General features: G+C 72.0%; 17 protein-coding genes. 7 read left to right on the top strand and 10 right to left on the bottom strand.

Annotation, left to right across the window (positions count from 1 at the left end; translation table 11 throughout):
- Positions 1–19 precede the first annotated feature (19 nt).
- Positions 20–175: a hypothetical protein gene (locus ACRQ4C_RS02255; protein ID WP_439689931.1), complete on the top strand. Its 156-nt coding sequence runs from the start codon at positions 20–22 to the stop codon at positions 173–175.
- 253 nt (positions 176–428) lie between these two features.
- Here ACRQ4C_RS02255 and ACRQ4C_RS02260 read toward each other — a convergent pair whose 3' ends face one another.
- The 5 genes from ACRQ4C_RS02260 to ACRQ4C_RS02280 all read right to left on the bottom strand — a co-directional run bounded on the left by ACRQ4C_RS02260 (position 429) and on the right by ACRQ4C_RS02280 (position 5,630).
- Positions 429–596, bottom strand: a complete 168-nt coding sequence (locus ACRQ4C_RS02260; RefSeq protein ID WP_439689932.1) for a hypothetical protein — start codon at positions 594–596, stop codon at positions 429–431.
- Between the two features lie 10 nt (positions 597–606).
- Positions 607–1,581 carry a sugar phosphate isomerase/epimerase family protein gene (locus tag ACRQ4C_RS02265; protein ID WP_439689933.1) on the bottom strand — a complete coding sequence of 325 codons (975 nt, stop codon included), beginning with the start codon at positions 1,579–1,581 and terminating at the stop codon, positions 607–609.
- Positions 1,582–1,766: 185 nt separating this feature from the next.
- Complete coding sequence (locus ACRQ4C_RS02270; protein WP_439689935.1) at positions 1,767–2,450, bottom strand: fumarylacetoacetate hydrolase family protein; 684 nt, start codon at positions 2,448–2,450, stop codon at positions 1,767–1,769.
- Positions 2,451–2,542: 92 nt separating this feature from the next.
- On the bottom strand, positions 2,543–2,758 hold the full coding sequence (locus ACRQ4C_RS02275) for a hypothetical protein (protein WP_439689936.1): 216 nt from the start codon (positions 2,756–2,758) through the stop codon (positions 2,543–2,545).
- Positions 2,759–3,248: 490 nt separating this feature from the next.
- Positions 3,249–5,630, bottom strand: coding sequence for a phosphoketolase family protein (locus ACRQ4C_RS02280; RefSeq protein WP_439689938.1), 2,382 nt, complete (start codon positions 5,628–5,630; stop codon positions 3,249–3,251).
- A 198-nt stretch (positions 5,631–5,828) separates the two neighbouring features.
- Here ACRQ4C_RS02280 and ACRQ4C_RS02285 point away from each other — a divergent pair, with 198 nt between their 5' ends.
- The gene (locus ACRQ4C_RS02285; protein ID WP_290133275.1) at positions 5,829–6,509 is read left to right on the top strand and encodes a hypothetical protein; all 681 of its coding nucleotides are present in this window, start codon (positions 5,829–5,831) and stop codon (positions 6,507–6,509) included.
- An 84-nt stretch (positions 6,510–6,593) separates the two neighbouring features.
- Here the strand turns inward: ACRQ4C_RS02285 and ACRQ4C_RS02290 are convergent, their stop codons facing one another.
- From ACRQ4C_RS02290 to ACRQ4C_RS02305, 4 genes are all read right to left on the bottom strand, one after another.
- Positions 6,594–7,196 carry a DUF1992 domain-containing protein gene (locus tag ACRQ4C_RS02290; protein ID WP_439689940.1) on the bottom strand — a complete coding sequence of 201 codons (603 nt, stop codon included), beginning with the start codon at positions 7,194–7,196 and terminating at the stop codon, positions 6,594–6,596.
- 13 nt (positions 7,197–7,209) lie between these two features.
- On the bottom strand, positions 7,210–9,078 hold the full coding sequence (locus tag ACRQ4C_RS02295) for a glycoside hydrolase family 15 protein (RefSeq protein ID WP_439689941.1): 1,869 nt from the start codon (positions 9,076–9,078) through the stop codon (positions 7,210–7,212).
- A 93-nt stretch (positions 9,079–9,171) separates the two neighbouring features.
- Positions 9,172–9,933 (bottom strand): alpha/beta hydrolase, encoded by a 762-nt coding sequence (locus ACRQ4C_RS02300; RefSeq protein WP_439689942.1) that lies wholly within the window; start codon positions 9,931–9,933, stop codon positions 9,172–9,174.
- Positions 9,933–10,460, bottom strand: coding sequence for a phenolic acid decarboxylase (locus ACRQ4C_RS02305; protein ID WP_439689944.1), 528 nt, complete (start codon positions 10,458–10,460; stop codon positions 9,933–9,935). Before ACRQ4C_RS02305 ends, ACRQ4C_RS02300 begins: the two co-directional genes overlap by 1 nt.
- Before the next feature lie 63 nt (positions 10,461–10,523).
- Between ACRQ4C_RS02305 and ACRQ4C_RS02310 the strand changes: the two genes are divergently transcribed.
- The 3 genes from ACRQ4C_RS02310 (at position 10,524) to ACRQ4C_RS02320 (ending at position 13,496) form a co-directional block, all read left to right on the top strand.
- The gene (locus ACRQ4C_RS02310) at positions 10,524–10,994 is read left to right on the top strand and encodes a MarR family winged helix-turn-helix transcriptional regulator (protein ID WP_290133016.1); all 471 of its coding nucleotides are present in this window, start codon (positions 10,524–10,526) and stop codon (positions 10,992–10,994) included.
- Positions 10,995–11,386: 392 nt separating this feature from the next.
- A complete protein-coding gene (locus ACRQ4C_RS02315) occupies positions 11,387–12,553 on the top strand; it encodes an RtcB family protein (RefSeq protein WP_439689946.1) in 1,167 nt (388 codons plus the stop codon).
- Positions 12,554–12,662: 109 nt separating this feature from the next.
- Complete coding sequence (locus ACRQ4C_RS02320) at positions 12,663–13,496, top strand: DUF1206 domain-containing protein (protein WP_439689948.1); 834 nt, start codon at positions 12,663–12,665, stop codon at positions 13,494–13,496.
- Positions 13,497–13,544: 48 nt separating this feature from the next.
- Here the strand turns inward: ACRQ4C_RS02320 and ACRQ4C_RS02325 are convergent, their stop codons facing one another.
- Positions 13,545–13,736, bottom strand: a complete 192-nt coding sequence (locus ACRQ4C_RS02325) for a hypothetical protein (protein ID WP_439689950.1) — start codon at positions 13,734–13,736, stop codon at positions 13,545–13,547.
- 194 nt (positions 13,737–13,930) lie between these two features.
- Here ACRQ4C_RS02325 and ACRQ4C_RS02330 point away from each other — a divergent pair, with 194 nt between their 5' ends.
- Together ACRQ4C_RS02330 and ACRQ4C_RS02335 are read left to right on the top strand one after the other, a co-directional pair.
- A complete protein-coding gene (locus ACRQ4C_RS02330) occupies positions 13,931–14,803 on the top strand; it encodes an SMP-30/gluconolactonase/LRE family protein (protein ID WP_439689952.1) in 873 nt (290 codons plus the stop codon).
- A gap of 70 nt (positions 14,804–14,873) precedes the next feature.
- Positions 14,874–16,010, top strand: a complete 1,137-nt coding sequence (locus ACRQ4C_RS02335) for an alpha/beta fold hydrolase (RefSeq protein WP_439689953.1) — start codon at positions 14,874–14,876, stop codon at positions 16,008–16,010.
- Positions 16,011–16,105 lie beyond the last annotated feature (95 nt).

Raw genomic sequence — 16,105 nt, forward strand, 5'->3', positions numbered from 1 at the left:
GGGACGGAAGGGCGTGACCATGAGCGCGAGCAACTACCTGCCGCCCTTCACGCCGAAGGAGCGCGGATCGGCGGCGAGCCCGCGACCGCAGCACGTCCCGGCGCACCCGGAGGGCGGCACTGCAGACGGTGAGGTCACCTACGCCGACTTCCTCGGCGACGAGGTCGACGACTGAGCCCTGCGCCCGCAGCGGAACCCGCGGGTGAAGGCGACCCGTGCGCCGGATCAGGGAACGCACGGGCCGCCGTCCGAGCGCCGTGACCGGCGTTCAGGGATGACCGGCCACGGCGCGCTGACGCCAGCCGCGGTGAGCAACTGGCAGGCTCACTGCTGAGACGGGTCGGCGGACCGGTTCGTCACACCTGATCGGAAGTTTTTCTGGGCCCGCTTGTCCGGGCCGGCTTTCCTGGCCGCGATCGCTGGGCAGCTCAGGGCGCGGGCGCCGGGCCGTCGCTCGGTTCGGCGTCGTCCGCCACCGGGAGGTCCTGTTCGACGAGGTCGTCCTCGTCGGGCTCGGTCACGTCGGCCGCAGCGGCCTTCGCCTCGTCGATCGCGTCCTGGGAACGGCGGAGGAGTTCGTCGTCGTGGTCCGTCATGCTCGCGAACCTACGCGGGCGTCCCTGTGTCGGCCTCCCGGCGGGGGAGCGGCACGGAGGGCATCGGCGTCCGCGGGGCCCGCGACGAGTCGAGGTCGACGGCGGAGGTCGGCGCCGGCGTGGACGGCATCGCAGGGGCAGCGGGAGCGCCGAACGCATCGGCCGCGTCGAGCACAGCACGGGTGGCGGCGGCCGCGGTCCGCAGGGCATCGGCGGTCGGCATGGCGCGGTGTGCTGCGGTCCGGACCTCGACGCCCCACGGCTCGTCGAAGCCCAGGTCGCGCACGGTCCGGACGAAGCCGGGCAGGTCCCACGCCCCGGAGCCGGGGAGGTGCCGTGCGGCGCGGGATTCCTCGGCGAGGGTCATGCCGGCCGGCGTGTGGAGGAGCCCGTCGCTCAGCTCGACCGCGGCGAGCACGGCGGGCGCGACGCCCTCGTGCACCGATGCCAGGGTCGAGCCGCCCCGCAGGGTGTGCATCGCGTCGAGGAGCAGACCGCCGTTCGGGTGTCCCGCGGCGGTCACGAACCGAGCGGCACGTTCGACCGTCGGCAGGTTCGACCACGGCTCCGGCTCGAGGACGAGCTGCGCACCGAGCTGCTCGGTCCGCGCCGCGAGCGCCACCCAGTCGTCGATCATCGCTGCGGGGCGGACGGTCAGGGTCGTGTCCGCTCCGACGACGACCTGCCACGCACGCAGCGCCGCGGTCGCCTCGAAGACCACACCGCGGTCGGCGTCCTCGTCGGCGGAACGGTCGTCGCTCGACCACCAGCGGTCGAGTGGGCCGAGCTGCACCCAGACGATCCCGGAGCCGTCGAGGATGCGCCGGAGCTCCGCGAACCCGATGGTGGCGCGGACCTCGTGCAGGTCGCCGACGGTGAGGGAGAGTCCCGCGAACCCGGCGGCACCGACGGCGCGCACCCGCTCGCCGATCGGTTCGTCGCCCGCCCAGGTCGAGGACGTGGCGAGCAGGTCGTGTTCGAGCACGGCGGCACCTCCGGTTCCGGACGGCCTGCTGCTCCCCGGCACCCGGCCCTGTCCGTGATGTTGCGACGTCGCTGACCCCTGACGTCACATGAGGTCTACGCTGCAGACCTGCGAGCGCTCCCAGTCCGTCGACACGTGCGCGAAACGCGGCGGAACCCCGAGTGTGGAGGGGCGTCGCGGCTCGCTCAGACGATGACGGTGCGGACCGACCCGACGCCCGCGATGCGCCCCTCGACCTCGTCGCCCCGGACGAGCGGACCCACGCCGTCCGGCGTGCCGGTCATGAGGAGGTCGCCGGGAGCGAGCCGGACCGAGCGGGACAGTTCTGCGATCGTCTCGGCGACCGACCAGATCTGGTCGGCGAGGTCGCCGGCCTGCCGGAGGGTGCCGTTCACCGTCAGCTCCACGGTCCCCTGTGTCGGGTCCACCCCGGCGGCGGGGACGAGGACGCCGACCGTGGCAGACGCGTCGAACCCCTTCGCAGCGTCCCACGGGCGGCCGAGCCGCTTCGCCTCGGCCTGGAGGTCGCGGCGGGTGAGGTCGAGCCCGACGCCGTAGCCCCAGACGACGCCCAGCGCATCGGCCACCGGGACATCCACCGCGGCGGCGCCGATCGCGACCACGAGTTCGACCTCGTGTTCGAGCTGCGCGGTCAGCGGCGGGTACGGGGTGTCGGCACCGTCACCGACGACGGCGTCCGCGGGCTTTGTGAAGAAGAACGGCGGCTCACGGTCGGGGTCGTGGCCCATCTCCCGGGCGTGCGCGGCGTAGTTCCGGCCGACGCAGAAGACCCGCCGGACGGGGAACCGGCCACCCGTGGTCGTCGGGACGGTCGGTTGCGGCGGGGCCGGGATGACGAGGTCGCTCACCCGTCCACCCTGGCACGGCGCTGCTCGGCACGGCCCGGCGTGCGCCGGCCTGCTCAGCCTTCGGCGAAACGGCCCGGCGTGCGTCGGCCTGCTCAGCCTTCGGCGAAGGAGGCCTCGGCGCGGAGCTTCCGGGCGCGGGCGCGTTCCTCGCGCTCGCGGCGCTCGATGCGCATCTCCTCGAGTTCAGCGAGGGAGCCGTCCGATCGGATGATCGGTCCGTAGTGCGGATCCTGCAACAACCTGCTGGTGCTGCGTTCCAAGCGCGCGAGGATCTCGAAGAAGCGTTCGTCTTCCATGTCAGTGATCACGTCGTGCCTCTCTCCGTCGTCGCCGAGTCGCTTGGTACTCGTGCATGTCCAAGGCTCGTTCCATCCAGTCGTCGTCCGGTGTCGACCACGAACGACTCAGGACCGCCCGAGCCATCAACGCTGCGGCGTCGTGGTCGCACTCGGCGTTCGAGAGCGCCCGCTCGGCGGTCCACGACCAACGCTGCCACCAGTGATCGTGGTGGGCCAAGTACTTCGTATGTCGCCTTGCCCGTACCCCTTCGAGAACCGTCACCACCAGGCTCGCCACCGCCACCACGGCGCCGATCACCGCCACCGCTGCGCTCGTCCACCCCACGTCCATGTCCTGAGCCTGGCGGCACAGGACCGGCCACGCGACGGGCGTGACCGGTCCGGTGGAGGGGGATCCGAGCCTCCAGGTCGGTGCAGGAGACGCGTCCGGCGCGGGAGCCGAGCCTGACCGCGCGGACCTGCGGACCCGCGGCTCAGTCCTGCCGCTCGGTCCGGCCGCTCAGTCCTGCGGCCAGCCGGCGAACTCCCACCCCGCGACCGACGGGTGGTCCTCGCCGCGCGTGTAGGCGTACTCCCGCGCCGCGTCACGAGCCGCACTGAGGCGGTCGAGCAGCTCGGCGTGCGCCGACGCGTCGACCCGGGTCAGCGCATCATGTGCCAACGCGAAACGGTCCATGTCGTTCCGCACGAGCATGTCGAACGGCGTGGTGGTGGTGCCCTGCTCCTGGAAACCGTGCACGTGGAGGTCGTCGTGCCCGTGTCGGCGGTACGTGAGCTGGTGCACGAGTGCCGGGTACCCGTGGAAGGCGAAGACGGCCGGCGTCCCGGGGAGGAACACCTCGTCGTACCGCTCGTCGGAGACCGGGTGTTCGTGCTTGCGCGGGTCGCCGATCGACAGCAGGTCGACGACGTTCACGACCCGCACGCCGACCGAGGGTGCGTGCTCGCGGATGATCGCGGCGGCCGCCAGCGTCTCGACCGTGGGGACGTCGCCAGCCCCGACGAGCACGACGTCCGCCCGGCCGACCGAGGTCTCGGTGCCGGCCCACTCCCACACGCCGAGTCCTGCCTCGGCGTGTGCGACGGCGTCCTCGAGCGACAGGAACACCGGCTCCGGGTGCTTCCCGGCCACGATGACCTCGATGCGGTTCGTGGTCTCGAGCGCGTGGGCCGTGACGGCCAGCAGGGTGTTCGCGTCGGCGGGGAGCTTGATCCGTACGAGGTCCTGCTGCTTCGACGCGACGACGTCGAGGAACCCGGGGTCCTGGTGGGAGAAGCCGTTGTGGTCCTGCCGCCAGACGTGCGACGAGAGCAGGATCGTGAGGTTCGACACCGGCATCCGCCAGTCGAGGTCCGCGGAGGACTCGAGCCACTTCGCGTACTGCCCGACCATCGAGTCGATGATGTGCGCGAACGCCTCGTACGTGTTGAGTATGCCGTGCCGACCGGTCAGGACGTAGCCCTCGAGCATGCCCTCGAGGACGTGCTCGGACAGGACCTCGATGACGCGGCCGCGCGCCGAGAGGTGTTCGTCGCCGGGTGCCCGGTCCGCTCGCCAGACCCGGTTCGTGACGTCGAACACCGCGTCGAGCTTGTTCGAGATCGTCTCGTCGGGGCCGAACAGGCGGAAGTCCGACCCGTTCCGCTCGACCAGGGCCGCGAGCCACGGGCCGAGGGTCCCGGTCGCCGAGACGGGCTCACCGGCGGGGACGCCGTGGTCGGCGATCGCGGGGAGGTCGAGCGCGGTCCGGACCCGGCCGCCGTTCGCGAACGGGGTCGCGCTCATGCGGAGGTCGCCCTCGGGACGGATGGATCCGAGGATGCCGATCGGCCGGCCGTGCTCGTCGAACAGCTCCTCCGGGCGGTAGGAGCGCATCCACTCCTCGAGCCGGGCGCGGTCCTCGTCGTTCGTCCGGACGTCGGGCAGCGGGATCTGGTGCGAGTGGAAGGTGCCCTCGTTCGGCCCCGTCCAGCCCTTCGGGGTGCGGAGGACGATCATCGGCCACCGCGGACGGAGGTCCGCAGCACCCGCGAGCTGTCCGGCTGCGGCGCGTTCGGCCTGCGCGCGGGCGGCCGCCTGGATGTCGTCGATGCGGGCGAGCGCCCGCCGGAGTGCGGCGTCGAGCAGGGCGTGCACGGCGAACGGGTCGTGGTCGACCCGGGAGGAGTCGACCGTGATCGGCTCGTAGCCGAGCCCGCGGAAGTACGCGTCGAGGTCCTCCCCGGGGATGCGGGCGAGGACGGTCGGGTTCGCGATCTTCCACCCGTTGAGGTTGAGGATCGGCAGGACGGCGCCGTCGGACACCGGGTCGAGGAACGTGTGCGCCTGCCAGGACGCGGCGAGCGGCCCGGTCTCGGCCTCGCCGTCGCCGACCACGCACGCGACGACGAGGTCCGGGTTGTCGAGCGCCGCACCGTAGGCGTGGGCGAGGGAGTACCCGAGCTCACCGCCCTCGTTGATCGAACCGGGGGTCTCCGGCGCGGCGTGCGACGGGATGCCGCCGGGGAACGAGAACTGCCGGAAGAACCGCTGGAGCCCGTCGGTGTCCGGCGTGATGTCCGGGTAGAGCTCGCTCCACGTGCCGTCGAGCCACGCGTTCGCGTTCATCGCCGGGCCGCCGTGCCCCGGCCCGCAGACGTACAGCAGCTGCCGGTCCGTCTCGGCGATGAGCGCGTTGCAGTGCGCGTAGACGAGGTTGAGCGCCGGCGAGGTCCCCCAGTGTCCGAGCAGGCGCGGCTTGATGTCGTCCGGCTCGATCGGCCGGGTGAGGAGCGGGTTGTCGAGCAGGTGGATCTGCCCGGCGGTGAGGTAGTTCGCGGCGCGCCACCAGGCGTCGATCGCCCGGATGCGGTCGGTGGTCGCGATGGGTGCAGGGGACATGCGCCCACGGTACGGAGGGGCGGGTGGAGATTTTCCAGCAAACCGGCCAAACCGTTCGGCGAGGGGTGCCGAATGCAAGTCACCAGGGCGAAACGCCCAAGAAGCTCCCCGGTCACGTACGGCCGGTACACGTCTCCCGCACAGTGAGGGAGGCAGGGCCACCGGCCGGAGCACCGACACAGCAAAGGAAGCATCATCATGCGCAAGAGCCTGAAGACCACGATCACCCTCGCCACGACCGGCGCGCTCGTCCTCGGTGGCGCCGCGTTCGGTGTCGGTGCCGCGAACGCCTCGACCCCGTCGGTGCACACCGTCTCCTCCAGCTCGTCGAAGATCCCGGCGCCGGTCGCGTCGGTGCCCGAGGTCCTCGGTGGCACGACCGCGGTGAAGCTCGACTCGGGCTTCACCGACGCGCTGACCGCGCTGAAGCTCACCCCCGGGGTGTCGGGCAACGCCAAGCTCGAGGACGGGTCGGTGTCGTTCCCGATCACGGCCGGTTCGGTGACGTACTGGAACCCGGACGGCTCGTACCGTCCGTACGTGCAGGGGCTGCTCAACCACGACGACTCGGGGCTGACGCTCAAGGCCGGTGACACGACGGTGACGCTGGAGAACTTCGTGGTGAACCCGGGTTCGTCCAAGCTCTACGGTGACGTGCTGGTCAACGGCAAGGTCGCCGCGGCGAACGCGTACCTGTTCGAGCTCTGGGGCGGCACCCTCAAGCCGCTGCAGCTCGAGGGCGACAACGCGATCCTGACCGGCACCACGGTCCACGTGTCCGAGGACGCCGCGGGTCTGCTGAACAAGACGTTCGGCACCGACGCGGTCAAGCGCGGCCTGCTCGTGGGCACCGCGACCATCACCGCCAAGATCAAGTAACACCCGGAACGACTCCGAGAGCGTCGTCCCCGACAGGGGACGGCGCTCTCGTGCGTGTGGGCCGGCCTGGAGGCGCAGATCACCTCAGCGACGACGGCGCCACCAACGAGGTTGCCGGGTGTCGGACGCCGCAGCCCGTGCGGCCGCCGCGGCCGCGTCGGACGCGGCTCGAGCCTCCCGACGGGCGTGCCACGCCGACACCGCTGCATCGACGTCGCGGAGCGGTGTCACCACGGGCGGGCCGCCGAGCAGCTGCCGTCGGGCTTCCTTGACCCGGGCGTTGAAGTCCTCGAGGACGTCGCGGACGTCGCCCTCCGTCGAGAGCGCGTCGAGCTGGTCCTCGAGCTCGGCGTCCTCCTTCCGGAGCGCGAACGCCGGCGGCGCGATCCCGCTGATCTGTTCCCGCTCGATCTTCGAGCGGATCCACCAGTCGGGGTCGTGGCGGCCGTCGTTCGAGGGGAGCGGCTTGCCGTGGTACGGGTTGCCCTCGAACACGCCGCGGCGCTCGGCCTCCTCGATGAGGGCCCGGGCGTGCTGCCCGACGTCCTTCGCCTGCAGCAGCCGTCGCTCCTCACGGACCTCGTCCGGGTCGAGGGACCCGCGCTCGATCTCGCTCTCCACGAGCCGCTCGTACCGGTAGCGAGCGGCGCGTCGGAGTCGGTCCATGCGTGCGTCGACGTCGTTCATGACCCCTCCATGATCACGCTGTGCGGTCGGACCCGCCAGTGTCGTCCCCGTCGGCCGTGTCGCTGTCAGCCGTCTCGGCCCGGACCTCCTCGATGGTGAGCGCGGCCTGGATCAGTGCGAGGTGCGAGAGCCCCTGCGGCAGGTTCCCCATGAAGGAGCCGTCCTCGCTGATCATCTCGCTGTACAACCCGACGTCGTTCGCCTGCGCGACCATCGCGTCCATGAGCCCGGCCGCGTCGTCCACCCGCCCGGTGCACGCCATCGCGGCAGCGAGCCAGAACGAGCACGCGACGAACGGCGACTCCTCCTGCTCCATGCCCGAGTACCGGTAGACGAGCGGACCGCGCTGCAGCTGCTCCTCGATCGCGCGGATCGTGGACGCCATGCGCGGACCGCGGTCGAAGGCGCTCATCGCGTGCAGCAGGATCGAGGTGTCGAGCTTGTCCGAGCCCGGGTACATCACGTAGTACCCGCGTTCCTCGTCCCAGCCGTGCTCGGCCACCCACTGCTCGATGAGCTCGCGGTTCTCGACCCACTTGTCCCGCGGGCCGTCGATCATGCCCGCGTCGTGCAGCTCGGCAGCGGCGTCGAGGGCCTGCCAGCACCCGATCTTGCTCGTGACGTAGTGCTGCGTGTCCTGCAGCTCCCACATGCCGGAGTCGGCTTCCTCCCACCGGTGGCACGCGTCGTCCGCGAGCCGTTCGAGGACGGCGGCGGTCTTGCGGTCGAGCACGTTCCCGGCGCGGACGTACTGCCGCAGGATCTCGAAGACGTCGCCCCAGACGCCGAGCTGGAGCTGGTCGCCGGCGCGGTTGCCGATCGTCACCGGCCCGATGCCCTGCCACCCCGGCACGTCGCGGTCCTCGACGCCGTCGCTCTTCGACCCGTCGAGCTCGTAGAAGATCGGCATCGACGAGTCGTGCTCGGCGATGGTCCGCATCACCCAGGACACCGCCGCGTGCGTCTCCTCGCGCAGCCCGAAGCGGGTGAGGGCGTGCACCGTGTACGACAGGTCGCGGACCCAGGCGAAGCGGTAGTCCCAGTTCTTCCCGCCGGTGCGGTCCTCCGGGAGGCTCGTGGTCGGCGCCGCCGCGATCGCCCCCGTGGGGGAGTAGATGAGCAGCTTGAGGGCGAGGGCGCTCCGCTGCACGGCGTCAGCCCACGGCCCGTCGTAGTGGAAGGCCTCGGACCAGGTCGCCCAGTTGTCGATCGTGCGGTCCATCGCGGCGAGGGCCGACTCGGGCTTCGGCATGAAGATCGGCTCGTCGTGGGTGCCGACGATCGTGAGGATGTGCTTCGAGCCCTCGGTCGCGGTGAACCGGCCGGAGAAGCGCGGCCCGTCGTCGTGCACCGGCTCGAAGCCCTGCTCGACGATCGCGATCGTGATGCCGTCGACGCCGATCACGGCGCCGTTCGCGGTGTCGAGCCGCTTCGGCTCGGTGGTGCCCAGCAGCGTGCCGGGCACCACGGCCCACTCGAGCTCGACCGACCCGCGGACGCCCTGGACACACCGGGCGACTTCGGCCCACGGCAGCCGACCGGCGACACCGGTGACCATCGCGTCGGACACCGTGACCTGCCCGGAGGGCGTGGTCCACGTCGTGACGAGGACGTTCGTGCCCGGCAGGTACTCGCGGGAGACCTCGGCGTCGCCGACCGGCCGGAGTGCGACGTGCCCGCCGTGCTCGGCGTCGAGGATGCTCGCGAACACCGGCGGTGAGTCCATCGACGGGATCGGGAGCCAGTCGATCCGACCGTCGAGCGCGATGAGGGCCACCGTGCGCCCGTCACCGACGGCGCCGTAGGACCGCAGGGGCACGTACCCGTCGGTGCGTTCCTCGTTCTCGGTCGCATCAGGGGTGTCCCGGGTCCGTTCGCTCATGCATCCAGCCTGCCCCTGGGGTGCGACCGGCCATCAGCGGGACGTACCCCGTTGTGGACGGCCGTACCGCGCCTCCAGGCTGTGCAGGAGCCGTCAGGCGACGTCGGTGAGCCCCGTCGCCGCGACCAGCCGGTCGAGGAGGAGCCGCCGGAACGGCACGGACGACCACCCGTGATCGGCGCCCTCGACCGGGGTGAACGCCGCCCCGGGCAGGACCTCGCCGTAGCGCTCGCCGTAGGACAGCGGCACGATCTGGTCCGCCGTACCGTGGAACACCTCCGCCGGACCGGTGTAGCGGTCGATCCCCGCGTACACGTCGAGCCCGGCGGTCACCTCGTCGATGAACGCCGTACCGAGCGCCATCCCACCAAAGTCGAAGAAGCCCTGCTCGCGTGCCGGCGCCAGCGGCTGTCCCTGGATCTCGTCCTTGCTCGCGATGTCGTCGACGACCACGCCGGCGGGTGACCACAGGGTCAGTGTCGCGACGAGGTCCGGCTCGCGTGCGGCGGCGAGGGCGGACTCGACGGCTCCGAGGCTGTGCGCGACGACGTTAACGCGGCCGTCGACGTCCGCGGCGAGCGTCCGGACCATGGTCGTGACCTGCTCGACCTCGTCGCCGATGGTGATGTCTGCGAAGTCACCGTCGCTCGTTCCGTGGCCGAGTCGGCTGTACGAGCGGACCGCAGCGCCGTGGTCGGCGAGCCGTCGTGCGGTCTGGACGAGGAGCTGCTGCCCGCCGGTGTCCGTGCTGCCGAACCCGTGCACGAGGAGCGCCGCCGGGCGCCCGGGCTCGTCGGCGCCGAGCTGCCAGCCGCGGAGCGTCCGGCCGTGGTGCTCGAGACTGATCGGCTCCATCAGTTCGTCCGGTCCGCGAAGCCGGCGGGGAGGTCACCGGGGGCGGTGTCGACGACGGTCTCGTCGTCCTCGCCGACGTGCTCGAACAGCGTGATGTACGCGAACTCCGGCACGACGTAGATCGGGTAGGTGGGGCCCTGGTCGCGGTACTCGCGCATGCGGTCGAGGTGGTCGTTCTGGAAGAGCACCGTCTTGCTGCCGTCCTCCTCGACCCAGTGCGGGAAGAAGATCGTGCCGTGCAGCACCCGCTCGCCCGGGACGACCGTCACCACGACGCTCGTGCCCGTGGGTTCGTTCCACGAGACCTTGTAGACACCGGCGGTCAGCGCCACGACGTCGACGTGCTGGTCCTTGACCCAGCGGCCGCCGACCATGCCGGAGTGGATTCGGTAGTCGATGGTCGTCGCGTTCTTGACGTACATCTCGTACCGCCAGCCGTTCGCGTACGTGTAGATGAACCGGTGTCCGACGATGCCCGAGAGGTCCTGCTCGGGCACGGGGTGTTCGACGCTCGTCGTGATCTGCATGCGTTGAGTTTGCTCCAGTGATGCGTTTGTTGCACACGTATTTCCGGTGCGTACCCTGGGAGGGTGACGATCAGTCCGAGCGACCCCGACCTGCCGGCAGTCGCGCGTCGGCTGAGCGCCGAGGTCGGCCCGTTCCGACGGTCGCTCCTCAACACCGCGCGACGCTCCGTCGACCTGCCCGACATCCCCGACGCGCAGATCGAGGTCCTGCGACGGCTCGACGTCGACGGGTGGTCGAATCCGACGGCGCTCGGCCGGGCGCTCGGGCTCGCGCGCTCGACCGTCAGCAACCTCGTCGCCGCGATGGAGCGCGACGGGCTCGTCGAACGGCGGCTCGCGCGCGGTGACGGGCGGAGCACCGAGGTCGGGCTGACCGACCTCGCACGGCAGCGGCTCGCCGTGTACGACGCCTCGGCGGAGCGCGTGCTCGTCGCCGCGATGGAGGCCCTGTCCGACGGTGAGCGGCGGGTGCTGCGGGACGCGGGACCCGCGCTGGAGCGGCTGCGGCAGCAGCTCGAGACGCGAGCGGACTGAGCCGTGCCAGGGCGTGTCGCCCTTGCGCACCCCGGGCGTGTCGCACTACTGTCGTGCTCTTGCCCACCGGCAGGACCGCCCGTCCCGGGCACCACGGAAGGACCGCGCATGCGCGCCGTACGGCACCTCGAACAGCGGGTCGAGCCCACGCTCGACACGCTCGTCGTGCTGCCCGGACGGCAGTACGCGAGCCAGTCCCTCCGCAACCCCGCGTAGGCACGCGACCGTCACCCGACGCCCCGCGTGCCCACCCGGCTCGGGGCGTCCTCCTCCTGCTCTCCGCGCACGGTCCACCCTCGGGGCGGACCCGTCCGCCCGCAGCGTCGTCGTCCCGGACCGCCACCGAAGGCCGTCACCACGGCCGCGACACCGTCACGGAAGCGAGACGAACGATGCAGAAGATCAACGACCGATTGCTCAGCTGGGCCTCGGTGCTCGAGGAGAACACCGAGCAGCAGGCCCGCACGACGGCGCGAATGCCGTTCGTGTTCCCGCACCTGGCACTCATGCCCGACGCCCACCTCGGTCTCGGCGCCACCGTCGGCTCGGTCATCCCCACCCTCGGTGCGGTCATGCCGGCGGCGGTCGGCGTCGACATCGGCTGCGGCATGATCGCCGTGCGGACGCAGTTCAGCGCGGCCGACCTGCCGTCCGACCTGCGGACGCTCCGCGAGCAGATCGAGCGGGCGATCCCGCTGTCCGCCGGCGCTGCGAACCGGAAGATCGTCGCCACGGCCGAGCCGCGCATCGCCGAGCTCGAGACCCTGGCCGAGGCCGCCGGCTTCGACCCGGCACGCGCGCACGGCGGGTGGCGGAACCAGCTCGGCACGCTCGGGTCCGGGAACCACTTCATCGAGGTGTCCCTCGACGAGGCGGACCGGGTCTGGCTGTTCCTGCACTCCGGCTCCCGCGGGGTCGGCAACAAGATCGCGCAGCGGCACATCGCGGTCGCGAAGAAGCTGACGCAGCGCTGGTGGATCGAGCTCCCGGACCCCGACCTGGCCTACCTCGTCGAGGGCACCGCCGAGTTCGACCGGTACATCGCCGAGCTCCGGTGGGCGCAGCACTTCGCCCTGCTCAACCGCGAGGAGATGATGGACCGCGTCGTCCGCCAGCTGGACGAGGTGCTCGGGACCGGGGTCGACGAGCAGGAGCGGATCAACTGCCACCACAACTTCACGCAGCGCGAGACGCACTGGGGGAAGAGCGTCCGGGTGTCCCGCAAGGGTGCGATCCAGGCGTCGGCCGGACAGCCCGGGCTCATCCCCGGGTCGATGGGCACCGCGTCGTACGTCGTGGAGGGGCTCGGCAACAAGCCCTCCCTCGAGTCGTCGCCGCACGGCGCCGGCCGACGGTTCTCACGGTCCGCGGCCCGGAAGGCCTTCACGCACGGCGAGCTGCGGGCGGCGATGGCCGGCATCGAGTACCGGGACACCGACGCGTTCCTCGACGAGATCCCGGCGGCGTACAAGGACATCGACCAGGTGATGGCGGACGCCGCGGACCTGGTCCGCGTCCGGCACACGCTCCGGCAGGTCGTCAACGTCAAGGGCGACTGACGGACGGGAGGCCCGTGGCGGCGCCGCCACGGGCCTCCCGGCGGCAGGCGGACCGGTCCGGCGACCGCACCGCCCGGACACGGCGGCGGCGGACGGGCACGCTGGATCGATGAGCGGAACGGCGGAACGAGCGGTCGAGGACGCCGGGCGACAGGCCCGACGGGTGGCGGACAGTCGCTGGTTCGAGCTGCTGGCCCGCGGCGGCTTCATCGGCAGCGGTGTCGTCCACCTGCTGATCGGGTACCTCGTCGTCCTGCTCGGGATCGGCAGCGCGGCCGGCGGGAGCGAGACCGACCAGTCCGGGGCGCTGCAGCAGATCGAGCGTGTCCCCGGCGGGGTGTTCCTGCTCTGGGTCGTCGCGGTCGGGACGGCGGCGCTCACGATCCGGCTCGTCGTCGAGGCCGTCGTCGGCGGTCGGAGCGACAGCGCCCGCGCATGGGGTGCCCGGGCGAAGAACGCCGGCAAGGCCATCGTGTACGGGGCGGTCTCGGTGTCGGCGGTGCAGTACGCGATCGGCGCCGGGACGAGCTCGAGCGGTTCGTCGAGGAGTGCTGCGGCGAAGGCCCTCGCGACGCCGGGTGGGGTTCTCCTCCTGCTCCTCGTCGCCGCCGTGGCGATCGGCATCGGCGTCGCACTGGTCGTCGAAGGGGCCCGGCGCTCGTTCTGGAAGCAGCTCGTCCGGCCCCGACGACCGGTCGAGCACGCCGTGACGGTGCTCGGGACCGTCGGCTACGTGCTCAAGGGCGTCGCGGTGATCGCGGTGGGCGTGCTCGTCGCCGTGGCGGCGTTCCGGAGCGACCCGGACCAGGCGACCGGGCTCGACGGCGCCTTCGACGCGCTGCGCGGCGTGCCCGGAGGGACGGTCGTGCTCGTCGTGATCGGCATCGGGTTCGTGGCGTTCGGCGCCTACAGCTTCTTCCGCGCCCGGTACGCCCGCCTCTGAGGCAGCGGGCGGTCACCGCGGGGCGAATCTCCACCCGGGCCCGGATCGCTACGAGGGTTCGTCGTCGACCGGGTCGGCGGGCTGGGACGTCTCCCTCGGTTCCATCCCGGACGCGAAGAACTCCCCGACCGACACCGCGAGCCCGACGGCCGTCCCGACGACGATCGCGGCGCTGCCGACGGCCACGTACGCCCAGTCGCCGAGGCGTGCACGGAGGGACGGTCGTGGCTTCGGCGTCATGGGGCCCCCTCCTGTCGTCGGGACGTCGCGGACGATGGAAGCCCAACGATCCGCTCGTCGCGCCGCGGGGGCAAGCCGTCCGGACCAGGAACCGGGTGAGAGTCCGCACACCTTGTCGGACGGGCACGGAGCTTGTCGGACGGGCACGGAGCTTGTTGGACGGGCACGGAGCCGACCGCCGGTAGGCAGGACCGATGGACACCGTGACCACCGGACCCGTGACGGTCTTCTGCGACGACAAGGCCGTGCTCGCCGAGAGCATCGTCTGGAGCCCGGAGGAGCAGGTCCTCAGCTGGACGGACATCACCCTCGGCACGCTCACCACCGCCGCTGCCGACGGCGCGGTCCAGAGCGTCGTCCCGCTGCCGCCGCCCCTCGCGAGCTTCCAGCCCCGGGCCGCGGGTGGGTTCGTGGCGGCCCTCGGGGACACCGTGGTGCTGACGGGCCCGGACGGCGCGGTCGAACGCGAGCTCGTGCACGTGCAGCACGCGACGCCCGGCATCCGGTTCAACGAGGGCAAGTGCGACCCGTTCGGCCGCTTCGTCGTCGGCAGCATGGACCTCGGTGGCGAGGACCCGGCCGGGGCGCTGTACGCGGTCGAGTCAGACGGCTCCGTCCGGACGCTGCGTGGCGGGTTCGGTGTCGCGAACGGCTTCGAGTGGACGGCGGACGGCTCCGCGATGTTCGTCACGGACACGAGCACGTCGACGATCTACCGCGCGTCCTACGGTCCGGACGGGCAGCTCGGCGAACTGGTGCCGTTCATCAGCGGGGCCGCGCACGACGGCCTCGTGCGGGACCACGAGGATTGCCTCTGGACGGCGGTCTACGGCGCGGGCCGGGTCGAGCGGTGGGGGCCGGACGGAGCACACCTCGAGACCGTGGAGGTCCCTGCCCCGAACGTGACCTCGGTGGCGTTCGGCGGCGAGGACCTGTCGACGCTCTACGTCGGGACCGCGCGGGAGAACCTCGCGGAGGAGGACCTGGAGCACCACCCGCACTCGGGCGCGGTGTTCGCGGTGCCGACCCGCGTGCACGGCTTCCCCGCGTACACGTTCAGCGGCTGACGGGGTGGGGTCCGCCGGGCGGACCGCCACCGCGGGTATCCTGGGCGACCGTTCGACCCGAGGAGACACCGTGGACGACGACCGCACGCCGCACGACCGCACCACGCACGCCGCCGACCGCGCTGCCCGCACTCCCGACCGCGCTGCTCACGCACCCGACCCGGCGAGCCGCCTCGCCGAGGCCGAGGACGCCGACGTCACCGTCGAGGTCGACCGCATCGCCGTCGACGGCACCTACGTCCGCGTCAGCTCCATCGGTGAGCCGGGCGACCGCGCCTTCGTGCTCGTCGCCGGACTTGGCATCGCCGCGACGTACTACGAGCGGCTGGCACCGCACCTCAACGAGAACGGTCCGGTGCACGCCCTCGACCTGCCCGGCTTCGCGGGCGTGCCGCACTTCCGCGGCAGGGTGTCGATCGAGCGGTACGCGGACGCCGTCGAACGGGTCATCGACGAGCTCCGGCTCGAGGACCCGGTGCTCGTCGGCCACTCGATGGGCACCCAGGTCGTGACGGAGGTCGCGGCCCGACGTCCGGGCATCTCCGACCTCGTGCTCATCAGCCCGGTCGTCGACTCCCGCGCCCGCACCGTGCGGCAGTCGGCGTTCCGGTTCCTCCGGTCGACCGTGCACGAGCCCGCTGCGGTGCGCTGGCACGGCATCACCGCGTACGTGCTCTGCGGATGGCACTGGTTCTCGAAGGTGCTGCCGCGGATGATCGCGTTCCCGATCGAGGAGCGCGCCGCCGAGGTGCAGGCCCGGACGCTGATCGTGCGCGGCGAGCACGATGCGATGGTGCCGCGCGACTGGGTCCGCCGTCTCGCGCGGGTGTTCCCGTACGCGGTGCTCCGCGAGGTCGTCGACGGCGCGCACTCGGTCATGCACGCACAGGCGGACGCGGTCGCGCGGCTCGCGGTGGACCACGTCGCCGGGCGCATCCCCGACCGCGGGGTGTCCTCGCTCCAGCGGGTGCGCGACGACTCGACGTCCTCGGACCTCGCCCGGCTGAGCCCCGGGGACGCCTGGCTCCTCGTGAAGTCGCGCTTCATCGAGCTGTTCGGCATGGCGCGGAACGACGACGAGGCGCTCGAGGCCGCGAAGTCCGCGCACGCGGTCGCGATGGCGGACGGGGACGGCGTACCGGTCGACCCGGCCGACCGACGCGAGGTGGTCGACGAGGTCGCCCCCGAGGCGCGCGACGCGCGCTGACGCCCAACGCGACTGACGGACGGACGGGAGCGCGCCCCGCTCAGCGGCGACGCGGAGCGTCGCGCGCGGCGCGCCGAACGCGACTGACGGACGGA

This window comes from Curtobacterium sp. SP.BCp (assembly GCF_051903255.1).
Classification (GTDB): domain Bacteria; phylum Actinomycetota; class Actinomycetes; order Actinomycetales; family Microbacteriaceae; genus Curtobacterium.

What these genes read in the sequence shown, in the direction of transcription:
- ACRQ4C_RS02255 (WP_439689931.1), top strand. Translation starts at nt 20, where the DNA reads ATGAGCGCGAGCAACTACCTGCCGCCCTTCACGCCGAAGGAGCGCGGA.
- ACRQ4C_RS02260 (WP_439689932.1), bottom strand. Translation starts at nt 596, where the DNA reads ATGACGGACCACGACGACGAACTCCTCCGCCGTTCCCAGGACGCGATC.
- ACRQ4C_RS02280 (WP_439689938.1), bottom strand. Translation starts at nt 5,630, where the DNA reads ATGTCCCCTGCACCCATCGCGACCACCGACCGCATCCGGGCGATCGAC.
- ACRQ4C_RS02285 (WP_290133275.1), top strand. Translation starts at nt 5,829, where the DNA reads ATGCGCAAGAGCCTGAAGACCACGATCACCCTCGCCACGACCGGCGCG.
- ACRQ4C_RS02290 (WP_439689940.1), bottom strand. Translation starts at nt 7,196, where the DNA reads ATGAACGACGTCGACGCACGCATGGACCGACTCCGACGCGCCGCTCGC.
- ACRQ4C_RS02295 (WP_439689941.1), bottom strand. Translation starts at nt 9,078, where the DNA reads ATGAGCGAACGGACCCGGGACACCCCTGATGCGACCGAGAACGAGGAA.
- ACRQ4C_RS02300 (WP_439689942.1), bottom strand. Translation starts at nt 9,933, where the DNA reads ATGGAGCCGATCAGTCTCGAGCACCACGGCCGGACGCTCCGCGGCTGG.
- ACRQ4C_RS02305 (WP_439689944.1), bottom strand. Translation starts at nt 10,460, where the DNA reads ATGCAGATCACGACGAGCGTCGAACACCCCGTGCCCGAGCAGGACCTC.
- ACRQ4C_RS02315 (WP_439689946.1), top strand. Translation starts at nt 11,387, where the DNA reads ATGCAGAAGATCAACGACCGATTGCTCAGCTGGGCCTCGGTGCTCGAG.
- ACRQ4C_RS02320 (WP_439689948.1), top strand. Translation starts at nt 12,663, where the DNA reads ATGAGCGGAACGGCGGAACGAGCGGTCGAGGACGCCGGGCGACAGGCC.
- ACRQ4C_RS02325 (WP_439689950.1), bottom strand. Translation starts at nt 13,736, where the DNA reads ATGACGCCGAAGCCACGACCGTCCCTCCGTGCACGCCTCGGCGACTGG.
- ACRQ4C_RS02330 (WP_439689952.1), top strand. Translation starts at nt 13,931, where the DNA reads ATGGACACCGTGACCACCGGACCCGTGACGGTCTTCTGCGACGACAAG.